Source organism: uncultured Roseibium sp. (genome assembly GCF_947496995.1).
Lineage (GTDB): Bacteria > Pseudomonadota > Alphaproteobacteria > Rhizobiales > Stappiaceae > Roseibium.
In genome coordinates this window covers 169,708-190,723 of sequence record NZ_CANMFD010000004.1, presented here as the reverse complement: position 1 = coordinate 190,723, position 21,016 = coordinate 169,708, and the positions used below count along the sequence as shown (strand labels likewise).

20 protein-coding genes are annotated in these 21,016 nt (G+C 60.8%); 8 read left to right on the top strand and 12 right to left on the bottom strand.

What is annotated here, in order from left to right:
* Positions 1 to 106: 106 nt before the first annotated feature.
* A complete protein-coding gene (purC, locus tag Q1B40_RS16900; RefSeq protein WP_299816911.1) occupies positions 107 to 871 on the bottom strand; it encodes a phosphoribosylaminoimidazolesuccinocarboxamide synthase in 765 nt (254 codons plus the stop codon).
* A 314-nt stretch (positions 872 to 1,185) separates the two neighbouring features.
* Between purC and Q1B40_RS16895 the strand changes: the two genes are divergently transcribed.
* Both Q1B40_RS16895 and Q1B40_RS16890 read left to right on the top strand, forming a co-directional pair.
* Positions 1,186 to 1,509, top strand: a complete 324-nt coding sequence (locus Q1B40_RS16895; RefSeq protein WP_299816909.1) for a DUF1476 domain-containing protein — start codon at positions 1,186 to 1,188, stop codon at positions 1,507 to 1,509.
* 158 nt (positions 1,510 to 1,667) lie between these two features.
* Positions 1,668 to 2,450, top strand: coding sequence for an aldolase/citrate lyase family protein (locus Q1B40_RS16890; protein WP_299816907.1), 783 nt, complete (start codon positions 1,668 to 1,670; stop codon positions 2,448 to 2,450).
* Between the two features lie 36 nt (positions 2,451 to 2,486).
* On the opposite strand, the gene Q1B40_RS16885 is transcribed toward Q1B40_RS16890, so the two are convergent.
* From Q1B40_RS16885 to purB, 5 genes are all read right to left on the bottom strand, one after another.
* Positions 2,487 to 3,041, bottom strand: coding sequence for an alpha/beta fold hydrolase (locus Q1B40_RS16885; RefSeq protein WP_299816905.1), 555 nt, complete (start codon positions 3,039 to 3,041; stop codon positions 2,487 to 2,489).
* A gap of 225 nt (positions 3,042 to 3,266) precedes the next feature.
* Positions 3,267 to 3,755: a BA14K family protein gene (locus tag Q1B40_RS16880; protein ID WP_299816902.1), complete on the bottom strand. Its 489-nt coding sequence runs from the start codon at positions 3,753 to 3,755 to the stop codon at positions 3,267 to 3,269.
* A gap of 83 nt (positions 3,756 to 3,838) precedes the next feature.
* On the bottom strand, positions 3,839 to 4,588 hold the full coding sequence (locus Q1B40_RS16875; protein ID WP_299816900.1) for a metallophosphoesterase family protein: 750 nt from the start codon (positions 4,586 to 4,588) through the stop codon (positions 3,839 to 3,841).
* Complete coding sequence (locus tag Q1B40_RS16870; RefSeq protein ID WP_299816898.1) at positions 4,585 to 4,992, bottom strand: DUF4260 domain-containing protein; 408 nt, start codon at positions 4,990 to 4,992, stop codon at positions 4,585 to 4,587. The genes Q1B40_RS16875 and Q1B40_RS16870 overlap by 4 nt, the downstream gene beginning before the upstream one ends.
* Before the next feature lie 32 nt (positions 4,993 to 5,024).
* Positions 5,025 to 6,353 carry an adenylosuccinate lyase gene (gene purB, locus Q1B40_RS16865; RefSeq protein ID WP_299816896.1) on the bottom strand — a complete coding sequence of 443 codons (1,329 nt, stop codon included), beginning with the start codon at positions 6,351 to 6,353 and terminating at the stop codon, positions 5,025 to 5,027.
* Between the two features lie 157 nt (positions 6,354 to 6,510).
* On the opposite strand from purB, the gene Q1B40_RS16860 reads away from it, so the two are divergent.
* Both Q1B40_RS16860 and Q1B40_RS16855 read left to right on the top strand, forming a co-directional pair.
* Complete coding sequence (locus tag Q1B40_RS16860) at positions 6,511 to 6,993, top strand: NUDIX domain-containing protein (RefSeq protein ID WP_299816894.1); 483 nt, start codon at positions 6,511 to 6,513, stop codon at positions 6,991 to 6,993.
* A gap of 132 nt (positions 6,994 to 7,125) precedes the next feature.
* A complete protein-coding gene (locus Q1B40_RS16855; RefSeq protein ID WP_299816892.1) occupies positions 7,126 to 7,434 on the top strand; it encodes a hypothetical protein in 309 nt (102 codons plus the stop codon).
* Positions 7,435 to 7,581: 147 nt separating this feature from the next.
* Here the strand turns inward: Q1B40_RS16855 and Q1B40_RS16850 are convergent, their stop codons facing one another.
* From Q1B40_RS16850 to Q1B40_RS16840, 3 genes are all read right to left on the bottom strand, one after another.
* On the bottom strand, positions 7,582 to 9,174 hold the full coding sequence (locus Q1B40_RS16850) for an APC family permease (RefSeq protein ID WP_299817742.1): 1,593 nt from the start codon (positions 9,172 to 9,174) through the stop codon (positions 7,582 to 7,584).
* A 198-nt stretch (positions 9,175 to 9,372) separates the two neighbouring features.
* A complete protein-coding gene (gene rpe, locus Q1B40_RS16845; protein WP_299816890.1) occupies positions 9,373 to 10,044 on the bottom strand; it encodes a ribulose-phosphate 3-epimerase in 672 nt (223 codons plus the stop codon).
* Positions 10,045 to 10,243: 199 nt separating this feature from the next.
* On the bottom strand, positions 10,244 to 10,627 hold the full coding sequence (locus tag Q1B40_RS16840; protein ID WP_299816888.1) for a hypothetical protein: 384 nt from the start codon (positions 10,625 to 10,627) through the stop codon (positions 10,244 to 10,246).
* A 128-nt stretch (positions 10,628 to 10,755) separates the two neighbouring features.
* On the opposite strand from Q1B40_RS16840, the gene Q1B40_RS16835 reads away from it, so the two are divergent.
* Positions 10,756 to 11,598, top strand: a complete 843-nt coding sequence (locus Q1B40_RS16835) for a helix-turn-helix transcriptional regulator (RefSeq protein ID WP_299816886.1) — start codon at positions 10,756 to 10,758, stop codon at positions 11,596 to 11,598.
* 12 nt (positions 11,599 to 11,610) lie between these two features.
* Here the strand turns inward: Q1B40_RS16835 and Q1B40_RS16830 are convergent, their stop codons facing one another.
* Positions 11,611 to 12,396, bottom strand: coding sequence for a DUF2259 domain-containing protein (locus Q1B40_RS16830; RefSeq protein WP_299816884.1), 786 nt, complete (start codon positions 12,394 to 12,396; stop codon positions 11,611 to 11,613).
* A 79-nt stretch (positions 12,397 to 12,475) separates the two neighbouring features.
* Positions 12,476 to 13,441, bottom strand: a complete 966-nt coding sequence (locus Q1B40_RS16825) for a sodium:proton symporter (protein WP_299816882.1) — start codon at positions 13,439 to 13,441, stop codon at positions 12,476 to 12,478.
* 240 nt (positions 13,442 to 13,681) lie between these two features.
* Here Q1B40_RS16825 and Q1B40_RS16820 point away from each other — a divergent pair, with 240 nt between their 5' ends.
* Positions 13,682 to 14,965, top strand: coding sequence for an FAD-binding oxidoreductase (locus Q1B40_RS16820; protein ID WP_299816880.1), 1,284 nt, complete (start codon positions 13,682 to 13,684; stop codon positions 14,963 to 14,965).
* A gap of 15 nt (positions 14,966 to 14,980) precedes the next feature.
* Here the strand turns inward: Q1B40_RS16820 and Q1B40_RS16815 are convergent, their stop codons facing one another.
* On the bottom strand, positions 14,981 to 15,460 hold the full coding sequence (locus Q1B40_RS16815) for an Lrp/AsnC family transcriptional regulator (protein WP_068414057.1): 480 nt from the start codon (positions 15,458 to 15,460) through the stop codon (positions 14,981 to 14,983).
* A 146-nt stretch (positions 15,461 to 15,606) separates the two neighbouring features.
* Between Q1B40_RS16815 and Q1B40_RS16810 the strand changes: the two genes are divergently transcribed.
* On the top strand, positions 15,607 to 19,128 hold the full coding sequence (locus Q1B40_RS16810) for an indolepyruvate ferredoxin oxidoreductase family protein (RefSeq protein WP_299816874.1): 3,522 nt from the start codon (positions 15,607 to 15,609) through the stop codon (positions 19,126 to 19,128).
* Positions 19,129 to 19,835: 707 nt separating this feature from the next.
* The gene (locus Q1B40_RS16805) at positions 19,836 to 20,921 is read left to right on the top strand and encodes a DUF2336 domain-containing protein (protein WP_299816872.1); all 1,086 of its coding nucleotides are present in this window, start codon (positions 19,836 to 19,838) and stop codon (positions 20,919 to 20,921) included.
* The last annotated feature ends 95 nt before the right edge of the window (positions 20,922 to 21,016 follow it).

Below are 21,016 nucleotides of genomic sequence, written 5' to 3'. Positions count from 1 at the left end.
GGGCAACTGCTGGCTCCATACACCACGATGATTGGTTCTGGAAGGGAAGAAGCGGCGCGAAAGCAAAAACCCCCGCCAAACTTTTGCCTGGCAGGGGTTTGCATCGTTACTGCACCAGTGTCGGACCGGACCCGGCGGGCCGTTCGTTGACATTCATGATGCCGAGGCGCTTGGCGACCTCCTGATAGGCTTCCAGCATCCCACCCATGTCACGGCGGAAGCGGTCCTTGTCCATCTTGTCGTTGGTTTCGATATCCCACAGACGGCAACTGTCGGGGGAGATCTCGTCCGCGACGACGATGCGCATCATGTCGCCCTCGAAAAGGCGGCCGCATTCGATTTTGAAGTCGACCAGACGGATACCGACACCGAGGAACAGGCCGGAGAGGAAATCGTTGACGCGGATCGCCAGCGCCATGATGTCGTCCAGCTCCTGCGGGGTAGCCCAGCCGAAAGCGGTGATGTGCTCTTCGGCCACCATCGGGTCGTCAAGCTCGTCGTTCTTGTAATAGAACTCGATGATGGAACGCGGCAGCTGTGTGCCTTCTTCCAGGCCAAGCCGCTTGGCGATGGATCCGGCGGCGACATTGCGCACGACCACTTCCAGCGGAATGATTTCGACTTCGCGGATCAGCTGTTCGCGCATGTTCATGCGGCGAATGAAATGGGTCGGTATGCCGATGGCGTTCAGCTGGTTGAAGATGAATTCGGAAATGCGGTTGTTGAGCACACCCTTGCCGTCAACAATCTCGTGTTTCTTGTTGTTGAAGGCTGTCGCGTCATCCTTGAAGTGCTGGACCAGCGTTCCCGGTTCCGGACCTTCATAGAGAATCTTGCCCTTACCTTCGTAAATGCGGCGGCGGCGGTTCATTGGCTATACCGTATCTTTTAAAAGAGAATCCTTCGGAAGGGTCCTTGCGCATCCTGGTCTGATTTCCACCGGGACGTCCTTGTCAAACCGGCGGGCGCCTTCAGGCGGCAATCCCTATTTTGCGGCGCGGAACTTAACCGAAGCGGAACAAAAGTACAATCTTATGTTTTCCGCCATTTTATGAATGAGGTTATGCTTTTGGCGCAAGGAAGCAGTATCTGCGTTGATTTGCGGCGCGTGCGGGGATATGCAAGAGACCAAATCGACCCCATATAGGGGTGTATGCATCAGCGCGGTTCAGGAGACGATGAGTTATGAGCACATTCGACAAGCGCGAACAGGGGTTCGAAAACAAATTCGCGCATGACGAGGAGCTGCGGTTCAAGGCGACAGCACGGCGCAACAAGCTGCTGGGCCTGTGGGCTGCCGAACTTCTGGGTCATGCAGGCGAGAAGGCGGAAGATTACGCCAAGGAAGTCGTGCGGGCAGACTTCGAGGAGCCGGGCGACGAAGACGTCTTCCGCAAGATCCGTGCGGATTTCGACGCAAAGAACGTCGAGCAGTCCGACCATCAGATTCGCCGCACCATGGACGAACTGATGCATACGGCCATCGCACAGGTTCAAAATCAGGGTTGAGCGCACCGCAAACCCGATGACGAAAATGCAAAACGCCTGCCGCTTGCGGCAGGCGTTTTTGTGTCCGGCGTGCTCCAGGCGTACCGGTGCGCGGCAATAGGACTTGCGGGCAGGGTCATTCGCTCGTTTTATGGCTGACCTGACCGAGGAGGCTGCCCGTGAGCGAACAATCCAATCTTGCCGACAAGTTGCGATCCGGAAAGCCAGTCATTACCGGCTGGTCCGTGCTGAACGTGCCGATGTTCGTCGAAATGATGGCGCGCGGCGGCTATGAGGCGGTGACGATCGATCTTCAGCACGGCATGTATGATTTTGCTTCCGCCTGCGACGCGCTGGCGGCGACTGCCCTCGGCGGCGCGCACCGCATCGTGCGCATTCCCATTGGCGACAATGCGCTGGCCGGCCGTCTGGCCGATATGGGGGCGGAATGCCTGATCGCGCCGATGATCAATTCCCGCGAAGACGCCGTTTCCTTCGCCAGAGCCGTCAAGTATCCCCCGGACGGGGACCGGAGCTGGTCGCCCTTCCGGGCAGCGATGCTCAGCGGTCAGACGCTGGAAGAGTACCGTCAGGGCGCGAATTTGCAGACGCTTTCCCTGGCGATGATCGAAACCCAGGAAGCGATCGATGCGCTGGACGATATCCTGTCGGTGGCCGAGCTCGACGGGGTTTTTGTCGGGCCGAGCGATCTGTCGATTTCGCTGTCGAACGGTGCGCGGCTCGACCCGAACGGCGAGGAGAACGCCAGAGTCTGTGCGGGGATCGCGGAAAAGGCGGTCAAGGCCGGAAAGATTGCCGGTATTTTCTGCATGAACGCCGACAAGGTGAAAGAGGCCATTCAGCAGGGGTTCTGCCTGATGAGCCACGGCATCGACCGGTCGTTCGTCGCCGATTCCATCGCCAACACCCGGCGCGAAGTGGACGAGATCACTTCAGCTTAAGCGCCTGGTACCTCTCGGAGCGGCGCAGAGGCTTGCTCAGCCGAGCCGCTTCATGAAATGGGCGAAGGACATCATGCCTTCCGGCCATGGGCCGTGGCCGCTTTCCAGATTGATGTGACCGGCTTGACCCGCGTCCTGGATCGTGGCGCCCCAGGCCATGGCGAATTCCCGCGCCCGCTCGTAGTCGCAATAGGGATCGTTGCGGCTGGCAACGAGATGCGACTGGAACGGCAGGGGGTTGAGGGGCACGGGGCGGAAATCGCCACCGTCGAATTCTTTCACCAGTCCGTCCCGGTCCCAGTCCGAGGGGGCGACCAGATAGGCGCCGGCGATCCTGTCCTTCAGCGCACGGGCGGCGTGGGCAACCAGGATGCAGCCGAGAGAATGGGCCACAAGTACGACAGGCCTTTCGCAGGCGTCCACTTCGGCGCTCAGCGTCTCCAGCCATTGTTTTCTGCTTGGCACCTGCAGCTCCGCCTGCTTGACGACGCGTGCGGTCGCCATCTTGTCGCGCCAGCGCAGCAGCCAGTGGCCGGGCAGCGTTTTTCCATAGCCGGGGATGAGCAGAATGTCGGTCTCGGAGATTTTCACGGGAACCCTCCCTGTCGCGAACAAAACGTGTCCTTGGTGCTCTCTCGCAGATGATCGCCGGTGTTGTCAAACGCAAGAGCCCCGGTAGCCCAAAAGCCGATGGAAGGCGGGTTCAAAAAGCAAAAACCTCAGGTCGTCTCCCCGGACGCGGCATGGCCGGGATCCGGGATGACGATCCTGAGGGTTTTTCAGCCGTTTTAGCGGCAGCAGGTGAGGGCCGTACCTTCAGCGGACGTATGGCGATACGCAGGCCCGGCGCGGGCCGTTGTAGGGCTGGAAGCTGTTGTCCGACGCACGGTAGGACCGGTAGCGCTGGTCGCACCACTGGTAGTGGGCCGGGCTGTAGCCGCGGGCGTGACGCGGCGGTGCGGCATAGCGCGGCGGGGGAGCATAGCGCGGGGGCTGCACGTAAGCCGGCCCGGTGCCGAACCCGAAGGAAAAGGCTGCGGGCGGGAACCACCAGCCGTTGAACTGCCGGTAGCCCTGGCGCTGCCTGCGTTGGCCGCGGTGGCCGTTGTAATAGTGTTTTCCGTTTTGGCTGTGGTAGCCGCGTCTGCCATTCCCGCGCCGCTGGTCCACCTGCACGAACAGGGACGCATCGGCTTTCTGGGACGCGACTGGGCCGGCCAGGACAAGCGGCGAAGCGCCTGCCGGTGCGGCGAACAGAATACCGCCTGCCATAATACTGCTGAGGATAAGCGCTTTCATACGCATGAGTGTCTCCATGTCTTGTCAGATGGAAACGCTACTCACGCACGCCGGTTCCCCGGTATTGCCAGCTAGCCGCAAGTTTGCAGTCAGGAAAGCGGTCCGTAGAAGCCGTGTTTCAGCGCCCGTGCCCAGCCGGGGCGGCCGTTTTCCAGCGCCGCCTGGCTGGCGGCATCCCAGTCGTAGGAGAGCATCTTGTGCTGGAAGTTCCAGGCCCCGCCGTTGTTTGTCATCAGCGCGTAGCGGGCGTGCGGACTGCCGGTCTCCATGACATGCCGCAAGGGGTGGTCGTCTTCATAGGAGGGAAGGCCGACGCTGCCGGGGTTCAGCACGATCTGACCGGTTTCCTGAAGCCGGATGAGCCGTGGAATATGCGTATGGCCGCAGCAGACGATGGGCGACGTCTCGCCTTTCAGGTCGCGTAGGAGCGTGTCCTCGTCCGGCAGATGGCCTTTCGGTCCTTCGACCTTTTCACTCAGATAGCGGTCATCGTTGTCGGGCGTTCCGTGGCAAAGAAAAATATCGTCCTCGAGCCTAATGGTCGGTTGCGTGGTTTGCAGCCAGTCCAGGCTCTCCTGCGACAGGCGTTCGGCGGCGAAAGCGTCGGTGGGGCCCATCTTTTCGATGGGGTCGTCCAGAACGAAACGGTCATGGTTGCCGCGCACGGTCGGCCAGTCAGTTTCACGCAGGATCGCTGCGGTTTCTTCCGGCCAGAGCGGGCCGGAAACGCAGTCGCCGAGATTGACGATCAGATCCGGCGCCTCCGTCTTGAGATCGGCGATCACCGCCTCAAGCGCCAGCACATTGCCGTGAATGTCGGAAATGACCGCAATTTTCATGTTTCGCTATCCTTGCGGCCGATGGAACCGAGATGGGTGACCCCGAAGCCTTCCGGGCTTTTCAGTCCGTAGCCCAGAATCCGGTCGAAGGCGATATGGGAGGTCCAGATGACGGCAAGCGGGGCGAAGTCCCAAAATGCGTAGGGTGCCCGAAGGAAATCCGTGAGGAGTACACCCGCACCAAGCAACAGCGCCGGACCGATATAAGCGTGCGCAAGATTATAGGCAAAGGCACCGAACCGGGGACCGGCGAGATAGCCCAGCATCGACAGGTCGGGGATCAGAAACAGCAGCAGGAACATCCACCAGTCAGCCGCGCTCCAGTAATAGAGGACAAGCATGCCCAAGAACACGAACAGCGCCTCGATTCGCTGCCATGCCAGGAGAGACTTTTCGCTGCTCACCGGTCCTTCTCCTGCTGCTCAGGGGAAGGCGCTCAGGCCTCCCCGAACACCCGCTTGAAAATCACATCGACATTCTTGGTGTGATAGCCGAGGTCGAAGCGGTCGCGGATTTCGTCTTCGGAGAGATACTTGCGCACGTCCTCGTCGGCCAGCAGCTCGCTCAGGAAATCGACAGAAGCGGCGCCGGCGACCTGGTAGCTGTCCCAGACCTTCATGGCGTTGCGCTGGACCAGCCGGTAGGCATCCTCGCGCGACGAGCCTGCCTGGGTGAGGGCAAGCAGGATGCGCTGGGAGTGCACGAGGCCGCCGAGACGGTCCATGTTGCCGACCATCCGCTCCGGATACACCATCAGCTTGTCGATGACGCCGGTAAGCCGGACCAGGGCGAAGTCGAGGGTGACGGTAGCGTCCGGGCCGATCATGCGCTCGACTGAGGAGTGCGAAATATCGCGTTCGTGCCAGAGGGCGACGTTTTCCATGGCCGGGATGGAGAACCCGCGCACGATGCGTGCCAGGCCGGTGAGGTTTTCGGTCAGCACAGGATTGCGCTTGTGCGGCATGGCCGAAGAGCCCTTCTGGCCCTTGGAGAAGAATTCCTCCGCTTCCAGAACCTCGGTGCGTTGCAGGTGGCGCACTTCGGTGGCCACGCGCTCGATGGAGGAGGCGATGACGCCGAGCGTGGCGAAATACATGGCGTGGCGATCGCGCGGGATCACCTGCGTGGAGACGGGCTCTGCCTGCAGGCCCATTGCCTTTGCGACATGTTCCTCGACGGCCGGGTCGATGTTGGCGAAGGTGCCGACGGCGCCGGAAATGGCGCAGGTGGCGATTTCCTCACGGGCAGCCAGAAGGCGCTTCTTGCAGCGGTCGAATTCCGCGTAAGCCTCGGCCATCTTCAGGCCGAAGGTGACCGGCTCGGCGTGGATGCCGTGGGAGCGGCCGATGCAGACGGTGTCCTTGTGCTCCATCGCCCGGCGCTTGAGCGCGGCCAGCAGCGCGTCCATGTCGGCAAGCAGAAGATCGGTGGCCTTGACCAGCTGCACGTTGAAGCATGTGTCCAGAACGTCCGACGAGGTCATGCCCTGGTGAACGAAGCGGGCATCGGGGCCGACGATCTCGGACAGATGGGTCAGAAAAGCGATGACGTCGTGCTTGGTTTCGCGTTCGATTTCATCGATGCGCTCGATGTCGAAGGTCGCGTTGCCGCCTTTTTCCCAGATGGTCTTTGCTGCTTCCTTTGGAATGACGCCGAGGTCCGCCAACGCGTCGCAGGCATGGGCCTCGATCTCGAACCAGATGCGGAATTTCGTTTCCGGCGACCAGATGGAGACCATGTCAGGGCGGGAGTAGCGCGGGATCATCTGAGGAAGCACCTTATCGTATGTTCTTTTCTGGAGGCGGAATAGCAGAGGGGGCGGGCCCCTTCAATGCGCGCTGAACGGTTTTTCCTTGCGGAGCGGTCCTGCAAGGTGAATTTTATGGCAAGTCCTGCCCCAAGTCCGTCCAGTGGAGACCGCGATGAAGCTCTGGCGCCCTGCAAACACCATAACGGTGAAAGCGCTCGCCCTGATCTGGCAGGACGATGCCCTGCTTCTCACCGATATTCACGATGACAGCGGCCGGGTGACCGGGATGCGCCCGCTGGGCGGAACGGTCGAATTCGCCGAACCCTGGCGCGACGCCCTGCAGCGGGAGTTCCTGGAAGAACTCGGTGCCCGGATCTCCTTGCTCGACAACCATTTCGTGATGGAAAACATCTATGAGCATCATGGCGTCGCGGGCCATGAAATCGTGTTTTTCTGCCACGCCCATTTCACGGATTCCAGCTTTTACAAAAAGGAGAGTTTCGCTTTCAAGGACAGCGATGAAACGGACGGTACGGCGAAATGGATCTCGCTGGACGAACTCGCTGCCAGGGGGCTCGAACTCTATCCCGCCGGATTGGCGGAGCGGCTTGAATGCCGGAAGTCCGCCGGCAATCCCGGGCGTATTCTCAGCTGATCTTGCCTGGGTGCCGCCGGTTCATTCTTTTTTGAATTTTGGCATGCAGATTTGACCGTGACGATTGCGTTTTACCTTCCCTGATTGGAGTTGTGAATGTCCGGTAAATCAATTGCTTGTACGGCAATGCTGATGATTGCGTTTAATACTGCGCCTGTCCTTGCGGCGGATGTCGATTTCGGGAGGTTCATGGCCTCTCCCTCGGGTGCCGCCGGGCTCAGCGCCGCCATTTCCAGTCTCGGAGCGTGTGACACCAGGCCGGTCTGGTCACTCAGCTACGATCCGGATATCGACGGGGACAATCCCAACCATGTCTATGTCGGCTGCCAGTATGACCCGGAGTGGGAAGAGGGCGACGATCTTTACGACAAGGGCATTCTGGCAAAATTCTTCGAGCTGGACGGCGTCCTCACGCTGGACAGTCTGACCCAGCTGCCGTGATTGTTTCCACCGTGGCCGCCCGGCTCAATCGGCGTGGCGGCCACGGTGACAAGTACCTGAGTTGCGCGGCGGTCCTTAAAGGCATGTCGCGTTGACTTGAATTCCGGAAAACGCCCGAACCCGTGATCCGCTTGAACGCGGCACGCTCTAAACCGGGCGGCCGTCGCCGTTTGAGCCATATTCCATCTGCTCGTCCATCTTTTCCTCGGCCATGTAGCGTTCGAATTTTTCCTTGTTCAGACGGAGGCGGACGGCGAACACATAAACGCCTGTCGCCAGCACGGCGACGATGGGAATATCAGGCCCGACGGGGATGATACCTGATCCGCCGCCGAAAGACCCGAGCCAGGACAGAAGCACGATCCCGGCAAGAAAAGGCACGAGCCACGCTGCCTCGCGCCAATCCAGGCTGTCGAAACCACCCTGCCAGTTGCGGTAGAGCATCAGCACGAAGCCGGCGGCAAGGCAAAGACCCAGATGCAGCATTGTGTCCCAGCCGCTCCAGTAGATGATCAGCGTTGCGACGATGAAGGCGAGGCAACCGGTGATGGGCGCTGCCGGCAAAACAAAGGCCCGCTTGGCATCGGGGAGCAAATGCCGGAAAGCCAGAACCGCGACCGGGCCGACAATGAACGACATGACGATCGAGGACGTGTTGAGGGCGATCACTTCCTTGAAGGGCAGCAGCACGAAGAACAGGGCTGCGACGACAAAGTTCACGATCAGGGAAAAAAGCGGGACGCCCCGGGCCGACAGGGTTTCGATGAATTTCGGGAACAGCCCGTTCTGCGCCATGGCGAGACCGAGACGGGCGTTGGAGCCTACAGACACCAGGCCGGAGGCGAAGCTGGAGATGCGGGCACTGGTGTCGAGTATGCTGACGATCCACAGCGCTCCGACAGCGGTTGCCAAAGCTGCCATGGGCCCGAGTTCACCCGAAAAATGCAGCTGTGGCCAGCCGTTCTTGAGCTCGTTGTCACTGAGTGCGCCGAGAAAGGCGAGCTGCAGGGCGCCGTAAATCACCAGGCAGACGACCAGGCTGATCACCAGCGCAAGCGGTACGTTGACCTTGGGATTGCGGGCTTCTCCGGCCATGTCGATGATATGGCGGAAGCCGATCAGGGCGAAGATCACGCCGCCCGTGGATATCGCCGACAGGATGCCCTTGAGACCTTCAGGAGCGAAACCGCCATACTCGCTGAAGTTGGTGAAGCGGAATTCCGAGGTCAGGATGACGACGGCCAGCAGCCCGGGCACGAGGATCTTGATCCAGGTGAGGGCCGTGTTGATCCGCGCGAACAATTTTACGCCGAAGGCATTGAATACGGTGAAGACCGCCAGAAGGATGCAGGCGACACCGAGTCCGGCGGTGCTCAGATGGCCGGCATCGCTGTAGAGCCAGGGCGCCAGGCTTTTCGAATAGCGCAGCACCGCTTCCACCTCGATGGTGGCGGTGGTGTTGTAGCCGATCCAGGCGGTCCAGCCCATGGCCATGGACACCACCGACCCGTGCGAAAAATGCGGCACCCGGCCGATGCCGCCGGCAACCGGCAAAATGGCGGCGATTTCGGCAAAAGTGGCCGCGAGCAGCAATATGGCAATGCCGCCGATCGCCCAGGCTATCAGCGCGGAGGGCCCGGCAGCCTGCGCCGCGAGTAGCGGCGCGAACAGCCAGCCCGACCCCAGAATGCCGCTGATGGCGATGAAGGTAAGGCCCAGCAGCCCGATATTGCGTTGCATATGCGCCAAGACGAATCCCCCCGGTATTTGTCGCAATTACCCTAACCGAAGGAATGTCTTGTGGGAAATACTGAACACATGCGCGTTCGGGGGAACGCTCAGCATGAAGAAAACGGAAACAACCCCGCCCGCCAGAAACGAACCGCTACCTTGGAAAGCGCGAATCGGCGGCCTCGACGGACTGGCAGCAGACGCCGGTCAGGCGTTTTCCGCGGCCTGCCGGATCGCCGAGATATTGGTTTTGTAGCTCTCGATGGTTTCGCCCTTGAAGATCGCCGAACCGGCGACGAGCACATTGGCGCCTGCTGCGGCAACCAGGGGGGCGGTGTCCGGGGTGACGCCGCCGTCGATCTGCAGGTCGATCGGCCGGTCGCCGATCATCGCCTTGATGCGGCGGGTCTTTTCCACCATGGCGTGAATGAACTTCTGTCCGCCGAAACCCGGATTGACGGTCATGACCAGGACCAGGTCCAGCCGGTCGAGCACGTATTCGATGACGCTTTCCGGTGTCGACGGGTTCAGGGAGACGCCGGCCTTCTTGCCCAGATTGCGGATGGCCTGCAGCGAGCGGTCGAGATGCGGCCCGGCTTCGGCATGCACCGTGATGATGTCGGACCCGGCCCTGGCGAAGGCTTCGAGATAAGGATCGCAGGGCGCGATCATCAAATGGGTGTCGAAAATCCTGTCGGTGTGCGGGCGCAGCTTTGCAATCACATCCGGGCCGAAGGTGATGTTGGGGACGAAATGCCCGTCCATGACGTCCAGATGGATCCAGTCCGCACCGGCCTCCACCACATCACGGACTTCCTGGCCAAGCTTTGAAAAGTCGGAGGCAAGGATGGACGGGGCGATGGCGAGCGGGCGGGTCATCTGGGGCTCCGGAAGGTCTTGAAAGAGTAACCGCCCGCTAACATGCCTGACCGAAAGGCGCAAGAAAAACGCATTGAGACTATCGGACCAGGGACACCTGGACTGCCGCCGCCTTGCGGGTTTCCAACCCGCCCTCGCTCCCCTCTCGATCAGAAGGTGTCTTTCGGAAGCAGTCTCCGGAGTTCCGTCTATTCTCCTGTCAGGACAGTTGTGGCCGGATTGAACGCAGGGCGCTGAATTCAAGCAAGGTGAGCAGCGTGACGGCTGCGGCCTGAACGAGGATGAATGCAACGCCAAGGCTGTTGGGTGCAGTGAGCCCGGCGGCGACGATGACGAGGCTTGCCGCAACCCATGCGCCGTTTCCGGCTATGACCAGCATCACGGCGGGCACCAGGGAGGAGAAGCGCATGGCGACGAGCCCAATGAAGAAAGCCGAAGGGATCAGCAGCACCCCGGCACCGAGCGAAAGCATTTGCGGAATTCCGGTGACCGTTTCAAGCAGCGGCGCACCGGCGATAAGGACAATGGCCATGACGGCGCAGGTCAGGGCATCGAAAGCAAGAAGCAGTTTCAGAGAGGGCATTGGACTTCCTTTCGGGTTTTCAGACGGCGACTTGCCGTCGATTGCCCGCATCCTCGCCGGTTGCGGGAATGAGGTCGATTACGTCGCAGGTAATAGGATCGCCACGAAACGTCCTGTAGGCTGGACCCATGACCGGACACACGTTTCCTGAACCCGCCGGCGGCGGCGGTGCTGCAACCGTCGGGCAAATGCTGCGCGATTGGCGCTCGAGACGCCGCCGCAGCCAACTCGATCTCGCGCTGGATGCGGGGATTTCCCAGCGGCATCTGAGTTTCGTGGAATCGGGCCGTTCGATGCCCAGCCGGGACATGGTTCTGCGTCTCGCCGAACGATTGGCAGTGCCCTTGCGCGAGCAGAACCGGCTGCTGACGGCCGCGGGGTTCGCCCCGGTCTACAGCGAACGCTCCCTGGACGATGCCGCGCTGGAGGCGGCAGGCGCCGTTGTCCGGCAGATCCTGGCGGGATACGAACCACATCCGGCCCTTGCCGTCGACCGTCACTGGACCATGGTTTTTGCAAACAGGGCCGTCGAGATCTTTCTGGCGGGTATCGACCCGAAGCTTCTACAGCCGCCCGTAAATGCACTGCGTGTCAGCCTGCACCCGCAGGGACTTGCTTCACGGATTGTCAATTTTCGGGAATGGCGGACCCACATTCTCGTCCGTCTCGCACATCAGGCGGAGGTCTCCGCGGACCAGATACTCTTTGGCCTGATGGAGGAGTTGAAGTCCTATCCGGTCCCGGTCGATGCGCGGCCTTCAACCCGCATCGATAGCGAAGCCTACGGCGGTGTCGCGGTGCCGTTGCAGCTCTCAAGCGAGCATGGTGTGCTGGAGTTCTTGAGCACCACGACCATTTTCGGCACCGCGCAGGATATTACGCTGTCTGAGCTTGCAATCGAGGCGTTCTTTCCGGCGAATGCCGAAACCGCCGCCGCAATCCGCCTTCTCGACAAGCCTCCCCATGCTTGATGTCTTTTTCGATCAGAGCCGCCCCGTAATCGCCAGATAGCGCCGGTCGGGGCCTTCGAAGCCGTGGGTGTCCATCTGGATCAGGACCGCGTAGACCGGCGGTCCATCTTCCGGGAAATGGGTGATGATGCGCTCGACGCGATAGGCGAGCGGGCATCCGCGGCTTTCGGGCAGGCTGGTGTCCTGGTTGAGGACACGCGTCTGGCCCTTGTAGGTCATGGTCAATCGGAAGCCGCGCGTATCGTCGATCTTGAGACCAGCGCATCTGTCCGAGGTCATCAGGTATTCGTTCAGGTTCAATTCCAGCTCGTCCTGGCCGGGGCGGAAGAAATCGCGTGGTGCGACGACCATCCGGAACGGGTCGGAATTGAGTTCCGTGCGGGGATTGTGGCCTGCCGTCAGGCCCTTTCCGGCAATCCGGGTCGTCTGCAGAAGCTGCTGTGCCTTTTCGCGGTTTTCCGTGCGCACGGCTGTCACCAGGGCATCCGGGTCGAAGACGCCGCCGGCTTCGATTTCGTCTTCGTTCTGGTTGCGCAGAAGGAAGGGCGAGGGTTTTACCCAGCTGTCATTGGCGACATCGAGCACGAAGATCTCCGAATAGGGAAAGCCGGAGCCGTCCTGGATCCCGTATTGCTCGAAGGCGAAATAGGCGCCGTCTTCTGAAAAGCCGAGGATTTCGGCTTTTGCCGTGTCACCGGCCATGGCGGCTGGTGCGAGGAGGGGAATGGCGAGGAGAACCAACAGGCAGTGCAGTGCTGCCGGGAAAAGCAGGCTCAGTCCTGGTTGAAGCTGGGGCATCACGGGCTCCTTGGAAATCAAGAGACGTTCGAATTCGATTTCCGGAAACTAAGCATGACTGGCAGGATTATCAGGCCGGCTACGTCACACTTTTGCTGTTCAGCCGGCAAAAAACGCGCACGAAGGGCTTGAGAAGCATCGGCAGCATGTAGATCGGGAACTGGCCGACCGCGAACCACAGCCAGGTGAACTCCGGCAGCGTGCCGCCGAATGCCGCCACCATCAAGCCCATGTTGCGGGTTCCGCAGGTATGCGCGATCGCATAGGCGTCCTCGCGGCTGGCGGGGGCGAAAACAAGCAGGGTCAGCCCGATCTGCAGCAGCGCCAATACGAAGGTGAGGGCGGTGAGGCCGAGGGTAAACACCGGCTTTTGCAGAAAACTCAACGCGACACCGTCCATGGCCGCGATGGCAAAGAACAGAAGCAGGAGCACATTCAATCCGCTGATGTGAAGGCTGCTGCGGGAAAGGCGCTCCGCACCGGCCAGTTTGCGGAACGCGGCGGATACGAGGAAAGCGCCACTGAGCAGGAGGGACAGTTGCACGGCCAGTCCGCCAACGCTCAGGGGCAGGGAAGGGCCCAGCATCAACTCGCCGATGAAGGGCGCGGTGAGCGGGGTCACGATCAGGGCTGCAACGGAAAGCGCGAGGCTGAGTGTGGCGTCCAGGCCGAGCAGATAGATGAAGGCGGGGGCAGCCATGACCGGCGGGGCGGCGGTGGAGATGAACAGCGCCAGGACGACGTCCGGACCGAGGACGGCGAGACCGGAGGCTTCGATCGCCAGCCAGGTCAGAAGAGGCGCGCCGAGCATCATCCAGACGAGTGCGGCAACCAGAAGCGCGGGGCGGCGCAGACGCAGCCTGATCGCGTTCTTGTCGACCCGCAGGAAGGCCAGGGTCAGGAGGCAGAAAACGGCCAGGGTCAGATAGGGCCGCAAAAAGGTGGACAATGCCGGCAGTGCAAGGCCGATGAATATACTCACGGCCAGCGCGGCGGTTCCGTGGAGGCCTATCCATGCAAGACCTGCCCCAAACACTCGAATCATCTAAACTCGTCTCCGGAAAAAACGTGGGGCGGGAAGCACTTCCTCATCTTTTAGATCAACCGGCATTGATATGGAAACACATGAAGCCGGAATGAGTCTCGATCCAGGGTCCGTACCCTGGCGCTTTGAAACGGTTCGCGCCTGCAATCATGCGGAAGCAGGGCGCGCGAGGGGAGACAGGCCGCACTTTTCCATCCGTTCGACGGCACGGGACGGTACGGGAGTTCGCGGCTTGAGGAAATGACGAAGCAGGCAAAGCAAAACCAGTCTTTCGAGGTGATGGTTCTCGGTGCCGGCATCGTCGGGGTTTCGACAGCGCTTCATCTGCGCCGTCTGGGTCTGGACGTTGCCCTGGTCGACCGGACACACCCGGGTCTGGAAGCATCCTTCGGCAATGCAGGCATTGTTCAGCGCAACGGCTTCGTGCCGCACGCCGTGCCTTCGCGTGCGCGGGAGCTGATGGGGGTTCTGTTCAGGCAATCGAGCGCCGTTTCCTATGACCTTGGAACGCTGGTGCGCCTGCTTCCCTGGTTACGGCGCTATCACGCGGCCAGTGGCCCGAGGGGCGCCGAACTTTATTCGCGGGTCGTTGCTCCCCTGCGGGCCTTGGCGGTTCAGGAACACCTCAACCTTGCTCACTCGGCGAATGCGGACCGCTTCTACCGGCAGGGCGGCTGGATCCATCTGCACCGGACCGGGGCCTCCTACAGCCAGGGTGACGCAGAGCGCTATTATGCGCGGGTTTACGGGGTCGCCTATGAGGAGCTGTCGGCCGGCGAGATCGGCATGCTCGAACCGGGCCTGAAAATCGCCGGCCGCAGGGCGGCGAGCATGAAAGGGGTTCATTGGACCGAAAGCTGTTCCGTCTCCAACCCCGGTGCGGTCGTCGACGCCTTGTGGCGGACATTCGTTCGGGAAGGCGGCCGGTATTTCCGAGCGGATGCCGCAAAGCTGCAGCGCAAGCGGGGGGGATGGCGGCTTGATGGAGAACGCGGCACGGTCTTTGCCGGAAATGCGGTGATAGCGCTTGGCGCCTGGTCGCAGGATATCATGAAGGCGCTGGGCGAGACCTATCCGCTTGCGGTCAAGCGTGGCTATCACTTGCATTACCGGCCGTTGTCGGGGGCTTCCCTGTCACGTCCGCTCGTCGATGTGGACAACGGCCTGGTGCTGACCCCGACGGACAACGGCATCCGCCTGACGACCGGCGTTGAACTGGCGGAACGCGACGCCCCGCCCAATCCGAAGATTATCGCAATGGCGAGACGGCGGGCGGAGGATCTCATGCCACTCGGTCGGCCATTGCAGGACACGCCGTGGATGGGATCGCGGCCGTGCCTGCCCGATTCCCTTCCCGTTGTCGGAGCTTCGCCGACAATCCCGGGACTATGGGTGAATTTCGGTCATGCGCATGACGGCTTCACGCTTGGACCGATCACCGGCCGGCTGCTTGCCGAGATGATCGCCGGCAAGACGCCCGTGCTGGATCCGACAGGCCTGTCGCCGCTCCGGTTCATGGCGTGAAAAGCGTCTTGTGGTTCAGCTCTCGCGCAGAGGCAGGGCGACCGTGTCCTTGACCGTATTGACGACGATACGCGACTGGACGTCTGAAACCAGCGTGTTGTCGAGCAGCTTCAGCCTGAGGAAATTGTCGTAGGTTTTGATGTCGTCGGTAACTACCTTTATAAGATAGTCGACCGCCCCGGTGATGCGTTCGCAAGTGACGACCTCCGGCCAGTGATGCACCAGCTTGTCGAAGGTTTCCATGTTGTCGCGACTGGGAACCGCGAGCTTGACGAAGGAATAGGCGACGAAACCGAGCCCGACGGATTCCCTGTCTATGATCGCGGTGATCTGACGGATAATGCCCTGTTCCTTCAACCGCTTGATCCTTCGCCAGCAGGGCGTCTGGCTCATGCCGGCTTCCTTGGCGACCTCGGCTATGGACAGCGAGGCGTCACGCTGCAGGACTCGAAGAACGCGAACGTCGGAAGGGTCGAGAAGATATTTGTCTGTCATGGAGGGATTCGGGAATATTTATGCTGTGTCGGGGCGATTTCCCGTGACGATAGCACAGAATTTGCCGGAGAAAAGGATGATATTTATCTGACTAGAGGTTGACCGGGAGGCGGCGCGCCTGAATTGCCGGTCGGAGAGGATATCGGATGAACGTGCATATGCCAGCGGTGACCCTTGAGGACAAATATGTCGCCACTCAGGGGCGGGTCTATCTGACGGGGATACAGGCGCTGGTCCGTCTGGTTCTGGACCGGGCAAGGCTCGACCGGCAGGCGGGTCTGAAAACCGGCGGGTTCATCTCCGGCTATCGCGGCTCTCCGCTTGCGGGCTATGACACGGAACTGATGCGGGCGCAGCGCCATCTCAAGCCCCATGACGTCGTCTTCAAACCGGGCGTGAACGAGGAACTGGGCGCGACCGCCGTCTGGGGCAGTCAGAAACTGCGCGGCGAAGGCGGCACCGGCCGCGCCACGGATTACGACGGCGTCTTCGGTATCTGGTACGGCAAGTCGCCGGGCGTCGACCGGGCAGGGGATGTGCTGCGTCAGGCGAATGCCTCCGGCACCGACCGCAACGGCGGCGTTCTGGCTCTTGCCGGTGACGATCATCTTGCCAAGTCCTCCATCCTGCCGGCGCAGAGCGAATTCTATTTCGAGCATGCGGAAATTCCGGTGCTCAATCCCTCCGATATCCAGGACGTGCTCGACTATGGTCTGCACGGACTGGAGATGTCGCGCTTCACAGGCCTATGGACCGCGCTTATCTGTGTCGCGGACACCATGGATGCCTCGGCGACGATTGATATCTCTCCGAAGCGGTTGCAGCTCGTTCGCCCGCTCGAGGGCGACCCGCGCAAGGACTACCGCCAGAACCGCGATCTGCTTCTCGCCAACCGGCTGGAAACCGAACGCCTGCTGCGCGACATTCGCATTCCGGCGACGCATATATACGCACGCGCCAACGGCCTCGACCGGGTGGCCTTCGGCACGCGCGGTCAGGCCAAGCTGGGTATCGTTACATCGGGCAAGGCGTATCGCGACCTGTTGCAGGCGCTGGACCTGATGGGCATTTCGGAAGATTTCGCCAAAGACCTGGGCCTTGCCGTCTACAAGGTCGCCATGACCTGGCCACTGGAACCGCAGGGCCTGCGCGAATTTGCCCGTGGCGCCGAACGCCTGCTCGTCGTCGAGCACAAGCGCGGCTTCATGGAACCGCAGATCAAGGAAATCTTCTATCACTGGCCGCATATGAGCCGGCCTGAAATCTGGGGCAAACGGCGGCCGGACGGAGCGCCGTTCCTGTCCGATGTGCTTGAGCTCTCGGTCGCAGAACTCATCGAAGGCCTGATGACCTGGTTGCCGGATGAGGTGATTTCCGAAGATATGCGCGCCGTTGCCAGCCGCATGACCCATCAGGTCATGTGGGCGCAGGGCCACGCGGAGCGCGCTGCCCGCATTCCCTATTTCTGTTCCGGTTGCCCGCATTCGACCTCGACACTGACGCCCGAAGGCTCCCGCTCGCTGCCGGGGATCGGCTGTCATGCCATGACGGAAATGGCCGGGCGCACCACGGAGGGCCAGATCGCCATGGGCGGCGAGGGTATTCTGTGGGTCGGCCAGCAGCCGTTTTCCGGGGACAGCCACGTCTTCGCCAATGTCGGCGACGGCACCTATTTCCATTCCGGCATTCTGGCGATCCGGCAGGCGCTGGCATCGAATGTGCCGATCACCTACAAGATTCTCTACAATGATGCGGTCGCCATGACCGGCGGCCAGAAGGTCGACGGCCAGCTCTCCGTTCCGCAGATTACCCGTCAGCTCGAGGCGGAAGGGGTGGAACGGATAGCAATCGTTTCGGAGAACCCGGAAAATTACGGCTCCTGGTCGCCGATCGCACCGGGCACGAAGGTGCATCACCGCGACGAACTGATGGATGTGCAGACGGAAATGCAGTCCTTCAAGGGCGTTTCCGTCATTGTCTATGACCAGACATGTGCGGCGGAAAAACGCCGCCGGCGCAAGCGCGGCCTGTTTCCCGATCCGGACAAGCGGCTGTTCATCAACGATCGTGTCTGCGAGGGCTGCGGCGACTGCTCGGTTCAGTCGAACTGCCTGTCGGTCGAGCCGCTGGCAACCCCGTTCGGCGAAAAGCGGGTGATCAACCAGTCGAGCTGCAACAAGGACTTTTCCTGCATCAAGGGGTTCTGTCCGTCTTTCGTGGAGATCGAGGGCGCGGAGCTGAAGAAGCCGAAGAAGGCCGATGTCGATATCGATGCGCTGGTGGCTGACCTGCCGCAGCCGGTCCTGGCCTCGCTCGAACGCACCCGCAATGCCCTGGTAGCCGGTATAGGCGGCATGGGCGTGACGACCATCAGCGCCGTCCTTGCCATGGCCGCCCATGTGGACGGCAAACAGGCGTCCACGCTGGACATGACCGGCCTTGCCCAGAAAGGCGGCCCGGTCACCTCGCATATCCGCTTTGCGGCGAGCGACAGGTCCATCGAAGGGCCGCGCGTTCCAGCGGCCAGTCTCGATCTGCTGATTGCCAGCGACATGGTCGTGGCCACCAATGCGGACCAGCTCGCGATGACGCATCGCGGTCAGACCCTGACCGTGGCGAATACGAAGGTCGCGCCGACGGCAGAATTTGTCCTGAAGCAGACCCTTTCCTTCGATGAAAAGCGCATGGACACCGCCCTGAGCGCGGCGTCCGGCACCTATCTTGCCGTGAACGCGGCAGATATCGCCGAAAAGCTTCTGGGCGATGCCATCTATGCCAACATGCTGCTTGTCGGCATGGCCTATCAGAGCGGCGGCCTGCCGATCACCGATTATGCCATCGAGACGGCCCTGGAACTCAACGGCGCTTCGGTTGCAAGCAATATCAAGGCATTCCGGGCCGGGCGTGTTCTGGCTGCCGATGCGGAAAAACTGCTGAACGCGCTTCCGGCCGAGACAAAGCCGCGCGAATTCGGCCTCGACGAGAAAATCGACTTCAATGCGCAGGAGCTGACCGCCTACCAGGATGCAGCCTATGCAGCCCGCTACCGGGAGCTTGTGGGCAAGGTCAAGGCCGCGGACGAGGCCCACGGGCCGGGGACCCTGCGTCTGACGCGGACCGTTGCCGATTTCCTTTTCAAGGTGATGGCCTACAAGGATGAGTATGAAGTCGCCCGGCTTTATTCCGATTCGGACTTCCGCCGGAAAATCGCCCAGCGGTTCGAGAATCCGCGGAAGCTCAAGGTGCATCTGGCGCCGCCGATCATCGCCCATCGCAAGGATCCCAAGACCGGCAGACCGGAAAAGATGGCCTTCGGTCCCTGGGTGTTCAGCGTCTTCAAGATGCTGGCGAAGTTCAAGGGTATTCGCGGCAAGTGGTTCGATCCCTTCGCGCGGAACGCCGAGCGCCGGGCCGAACGGGCTCTGATCACCCAGTATGAAGCGGATGTCGCGGAGATCCTGAACCGGTTGCCGGGTGGCAACTACGGGCTGCTGGTCGAGCTGGCCCGTGTGCCGGATCTTGTCCGCGGCTTCGGTCCGGTGAAGGCCGGGAACATGCAAAAGGCCACGGAAAAGCGTCTGATGCTGCTAGAACAGCTGCACACGAGCAATGACGGCGGCAACGATGGTGCCGAGGTTTCAAAGCTCATGCTCGACGCCGCAGAATAAAGGCGTCGCCATCAACGAGGAGAGTGCGGCGGCGAATTTCCCGCCGGCTCTCTTTCAGCGCCCTGTCGGCCCGCAATTGCTCGGCCCGTCGGATCCGGGGCTCTGCGCCGAGTGCGCCGAGTGTCGCTTTTTCCGGTGGCCTGAAGGAGAAAGCCTTCAAGAATTTCCCTGACCGGGCCTTCAGCGACAGCGCGAGACAAGTTTGCTGGCTTAGAGCCTCCGGGAAGTGTCGTGTAAGGCTATAAATATGGATCATATAACTGCGGGTTTTGCCCGCCGACGTCGCTGGATCGCCTCTTTCCATGGGGTTATGAAAGCCGGCAATCCGTTAGTCCGGCTGCCGTACGGACTGTCAAATGATCTATATTTACCGGCTTGATCCGCTGAAATTTGACGCAACGCGCATTAACAAACCGATGATTTTCGCCCGCCCTTTTGTCCGGGAAACCTCCATTCAGGAGCTATTTCAGCAAAGAAGAGTGATTTACCGGGCTGCTTGTTCACTCGGTTAACTGGATGTGAATTCCAGAAAAATCCTTTATTTTCAATATCTTGAATTCACTCTGCGCCGTGATGTTACAATTGTTCTCAATTTTGAAAAAAAGATAATTACATTCTCGGAACGGGAGTTTTGTTCTTTTTTAAAACTCGGCTTCATCTTCGGTATCACCGCCGATAGGCAAAAATTTGAGAACTGGTATCGAAGCATGACGGAAGCGTTGAAAACAGAACTGGTAAACTTTTCGGAGCTGACCGGGGAAGCTGGCAGCGCCAGACGGGCGGAACTGGCCCGACATGTGGCGACATTGTTCGCATTGACCTCAGACCGGTGTTCGGATGAGCAAGTCGATATATACGACTCTGTTCTTTTGCGTCTGGTCGACATGGTCGAGGCAGAGGTCCGGCGTTATGTGGCTGACCAGATGTCCAGTCTTCGCCGCGGACCGGAAGAAACGATCCGCCGCCTTGCCGATGACGACATCGAGGTGGCCGAACCCATTCTTCTCAGATCGACTGTCCTGCGCGACGCGGACCTGATCAAGATCGCGGAAAAACGCAGCAATGCCCACCGTTTCGCAATTGCCCAGCGCGAAGTTCTTTCCGAGGAACTGACGGATATCCTGGTGCGGACGGGGGATCTCAAGGTAAAACGCAAGGTTGCCGGCAACGACGGTGCCTGTCTTTCCAACGCGTCGGTGATGGCCCTGATCAGCGACGCGGCTTCGGACGCTACCCTGCAGCTCTCGCTGAGTGAACGCGCCGATCTTGCCCAGGCGCATATCAGTAGCCTTGTCTCGGTGGCCAGCGAAGAGGTTCGCCAGAAACTCCAGGCGGCGGGACGCAACGACGAAGCTGAACGTGTCGAGGAAGCAGCGCAGGTTGCGGCCCAGCGCATGTCGAACCAGTACTGGCTGAGCCGCTATGATTTCGAAACCGCGCGCAGCCGGATCATCCTGCTTGCGAAGCGTGGCATGGTCAACGAAGCCGCCTTGCGCCGTTTCGCTTCCGAGGACCGCTTTGCCGAAGTCGTCGCAACCTTCGCCTGGCTTGTCCGCTGCGGAGTTGAAGAAGTGAGCCACTGGATGGTGCGTCCGGATCCGGAGCCTTTCGTGATCCTGGCCAAAGCATTCGGCTTTTCCTCCATCACCGTCGGGTCTCTGCTTTCCATCGGCCCCTGGCGTCACCGCCTGACGCAGGAAGCGCGCAGCGACGCGATGAACCTGTTCGAGCGCATGAGCGTTGCAGAAGCCAAGCGCAAGATGTCGCACTGGCAGAACATCGTCCTTCATTGAGGCCTGAAGCCTCGACATCCTGAAGGCGATCCCGTTCAAGGCCTCCAATCGATCTCGATTGGAGGCCTTTTAAATATGTCATTCGCAGTCAAAGG

Excerpts from the sequence above, each read along its gene's own strand:
- purC (WP_299816911.1), bottom strand. The coding sequence starts at position 871 with ATGAACCGCCGCCGCCGCATTTACGAAGGTAAGGGCAAGATTCTCTAT.
- Q1B40_RS16895 (WP_299816909.1), top strand. The coding sequence starts at position 1,186 with ATGAGCACATTCGACAAGCGCGAACAGGGGTTCGAAAACAAATTCGCG.
- Q1B40_RS16880 (WP_299816902.1), bottom strand. The coding sequence starts at position 3,755 with ATGCGTATGAAAGCGCTTATCCTCAGCAGTATTATGGCAGGCGGTATT.
- Q1B40_RS16875 (WP_299816900.1), bottom strand. The coding sequence starts at position 4,588 with ATGAAAATTGCGGTCATTTCCGACATTCACGGCAATGTGCTGGCGCTT.
- purB (WP_299816896.1), bottom strand. The coding sequence starts at position 6,353 with ATGATCCCGCGCTACTCCCGCCCTGACATGGTCTCCATCTGGTCGCCG.
- Q1B40_RS16860 (WP_299816894.1), top strand. The coding sequence starts at position 6,511 with ATGAAGCTCTGGCGCCCTGCAAACACCATAACGGTGAAAGCGCTCGCC.
- Q1B40_RS16855 (WP_299816892.1), top strand. The coding sequence starts at position 7,126 with ATGATTGCGTTTAATACTGCGCCTGTCCTTGCGGCGGATGTCGATTTC.
- Q1B40_RS16850 (WP_299817742.1), bottom strand. The coding sequence starts at position 9,174 with ATGCAACGCAATATCGGGCTGCTGGGCCTTACCTTCATCGCCATCAGC.
- rpe (WP_299816890.1), bottom strand. The coding sequence starts at position 10,044 with ATGACCCGCCCGCTCGCCATCGCCCCGTCCATCCTTGCCTCCGACTTT.
- Q1B40_RS16840 (WP_299816888.1), bottom strand. The coding sequence starts at position 10,627 with ATGCCCTCTCTGAAACTGCTTCTTGCTTTCGATGCCCTGACCTGCGCC.
- Q1B40_RS16835 (WP_299816886.1), top strand. The coding sequence starts at position 10,756 with ATGACCGGACACACGTTTCCTGAACCCGCCGGCGGCGGCGGTGCTGCA.
- Q1B40_RS16830 (WP_299816884.1), bottom strand. The coding sequence starts at position 12,396 with ATGCCCCAGCTTCAACCAGGACTGAGCCTGCTTTTCCCGGCAGCACTG.
- Q1B40_RS16825 (WP_299816882.1), bottom strand. The coding sequence starts at position 13,441 with ATGATTCGAGTGTTTGGGGCAGGTCTTGCATGGATAGGCCTCCACGGA.
- Q1B40_RS16820 (WP_299816880.1), top strand. The coding sequence starts at position 13,682 with ATGACGAAGCAGGCAAAGCAAAACCAGTCTTTCGAGGTGATGGTTCTC.
- Q1B40_RS16815 (WP_068414057.1), bottom strand. The coding sequence starts at position 15,460 with ATGACAGACAAATATCTTCTCGACCCTTCCGACGTTCGCGTTCTTCGA.
- Q1B40_RS16810 (WP_299816874.1), top strand. The coding sequence starts at position 15,607 with ATGAACGTGCATATGCCAGCGGTGACCCTTGAGGACAAATATGTCGCC.
- Q1B40_RS16805 (WP_299816872.1), top strand. The coding sequence starts at position 19,836 with ATGACGGAAGCGTTGAAAACAGAACTGGTAAACTTTTCGGAGCTGACC.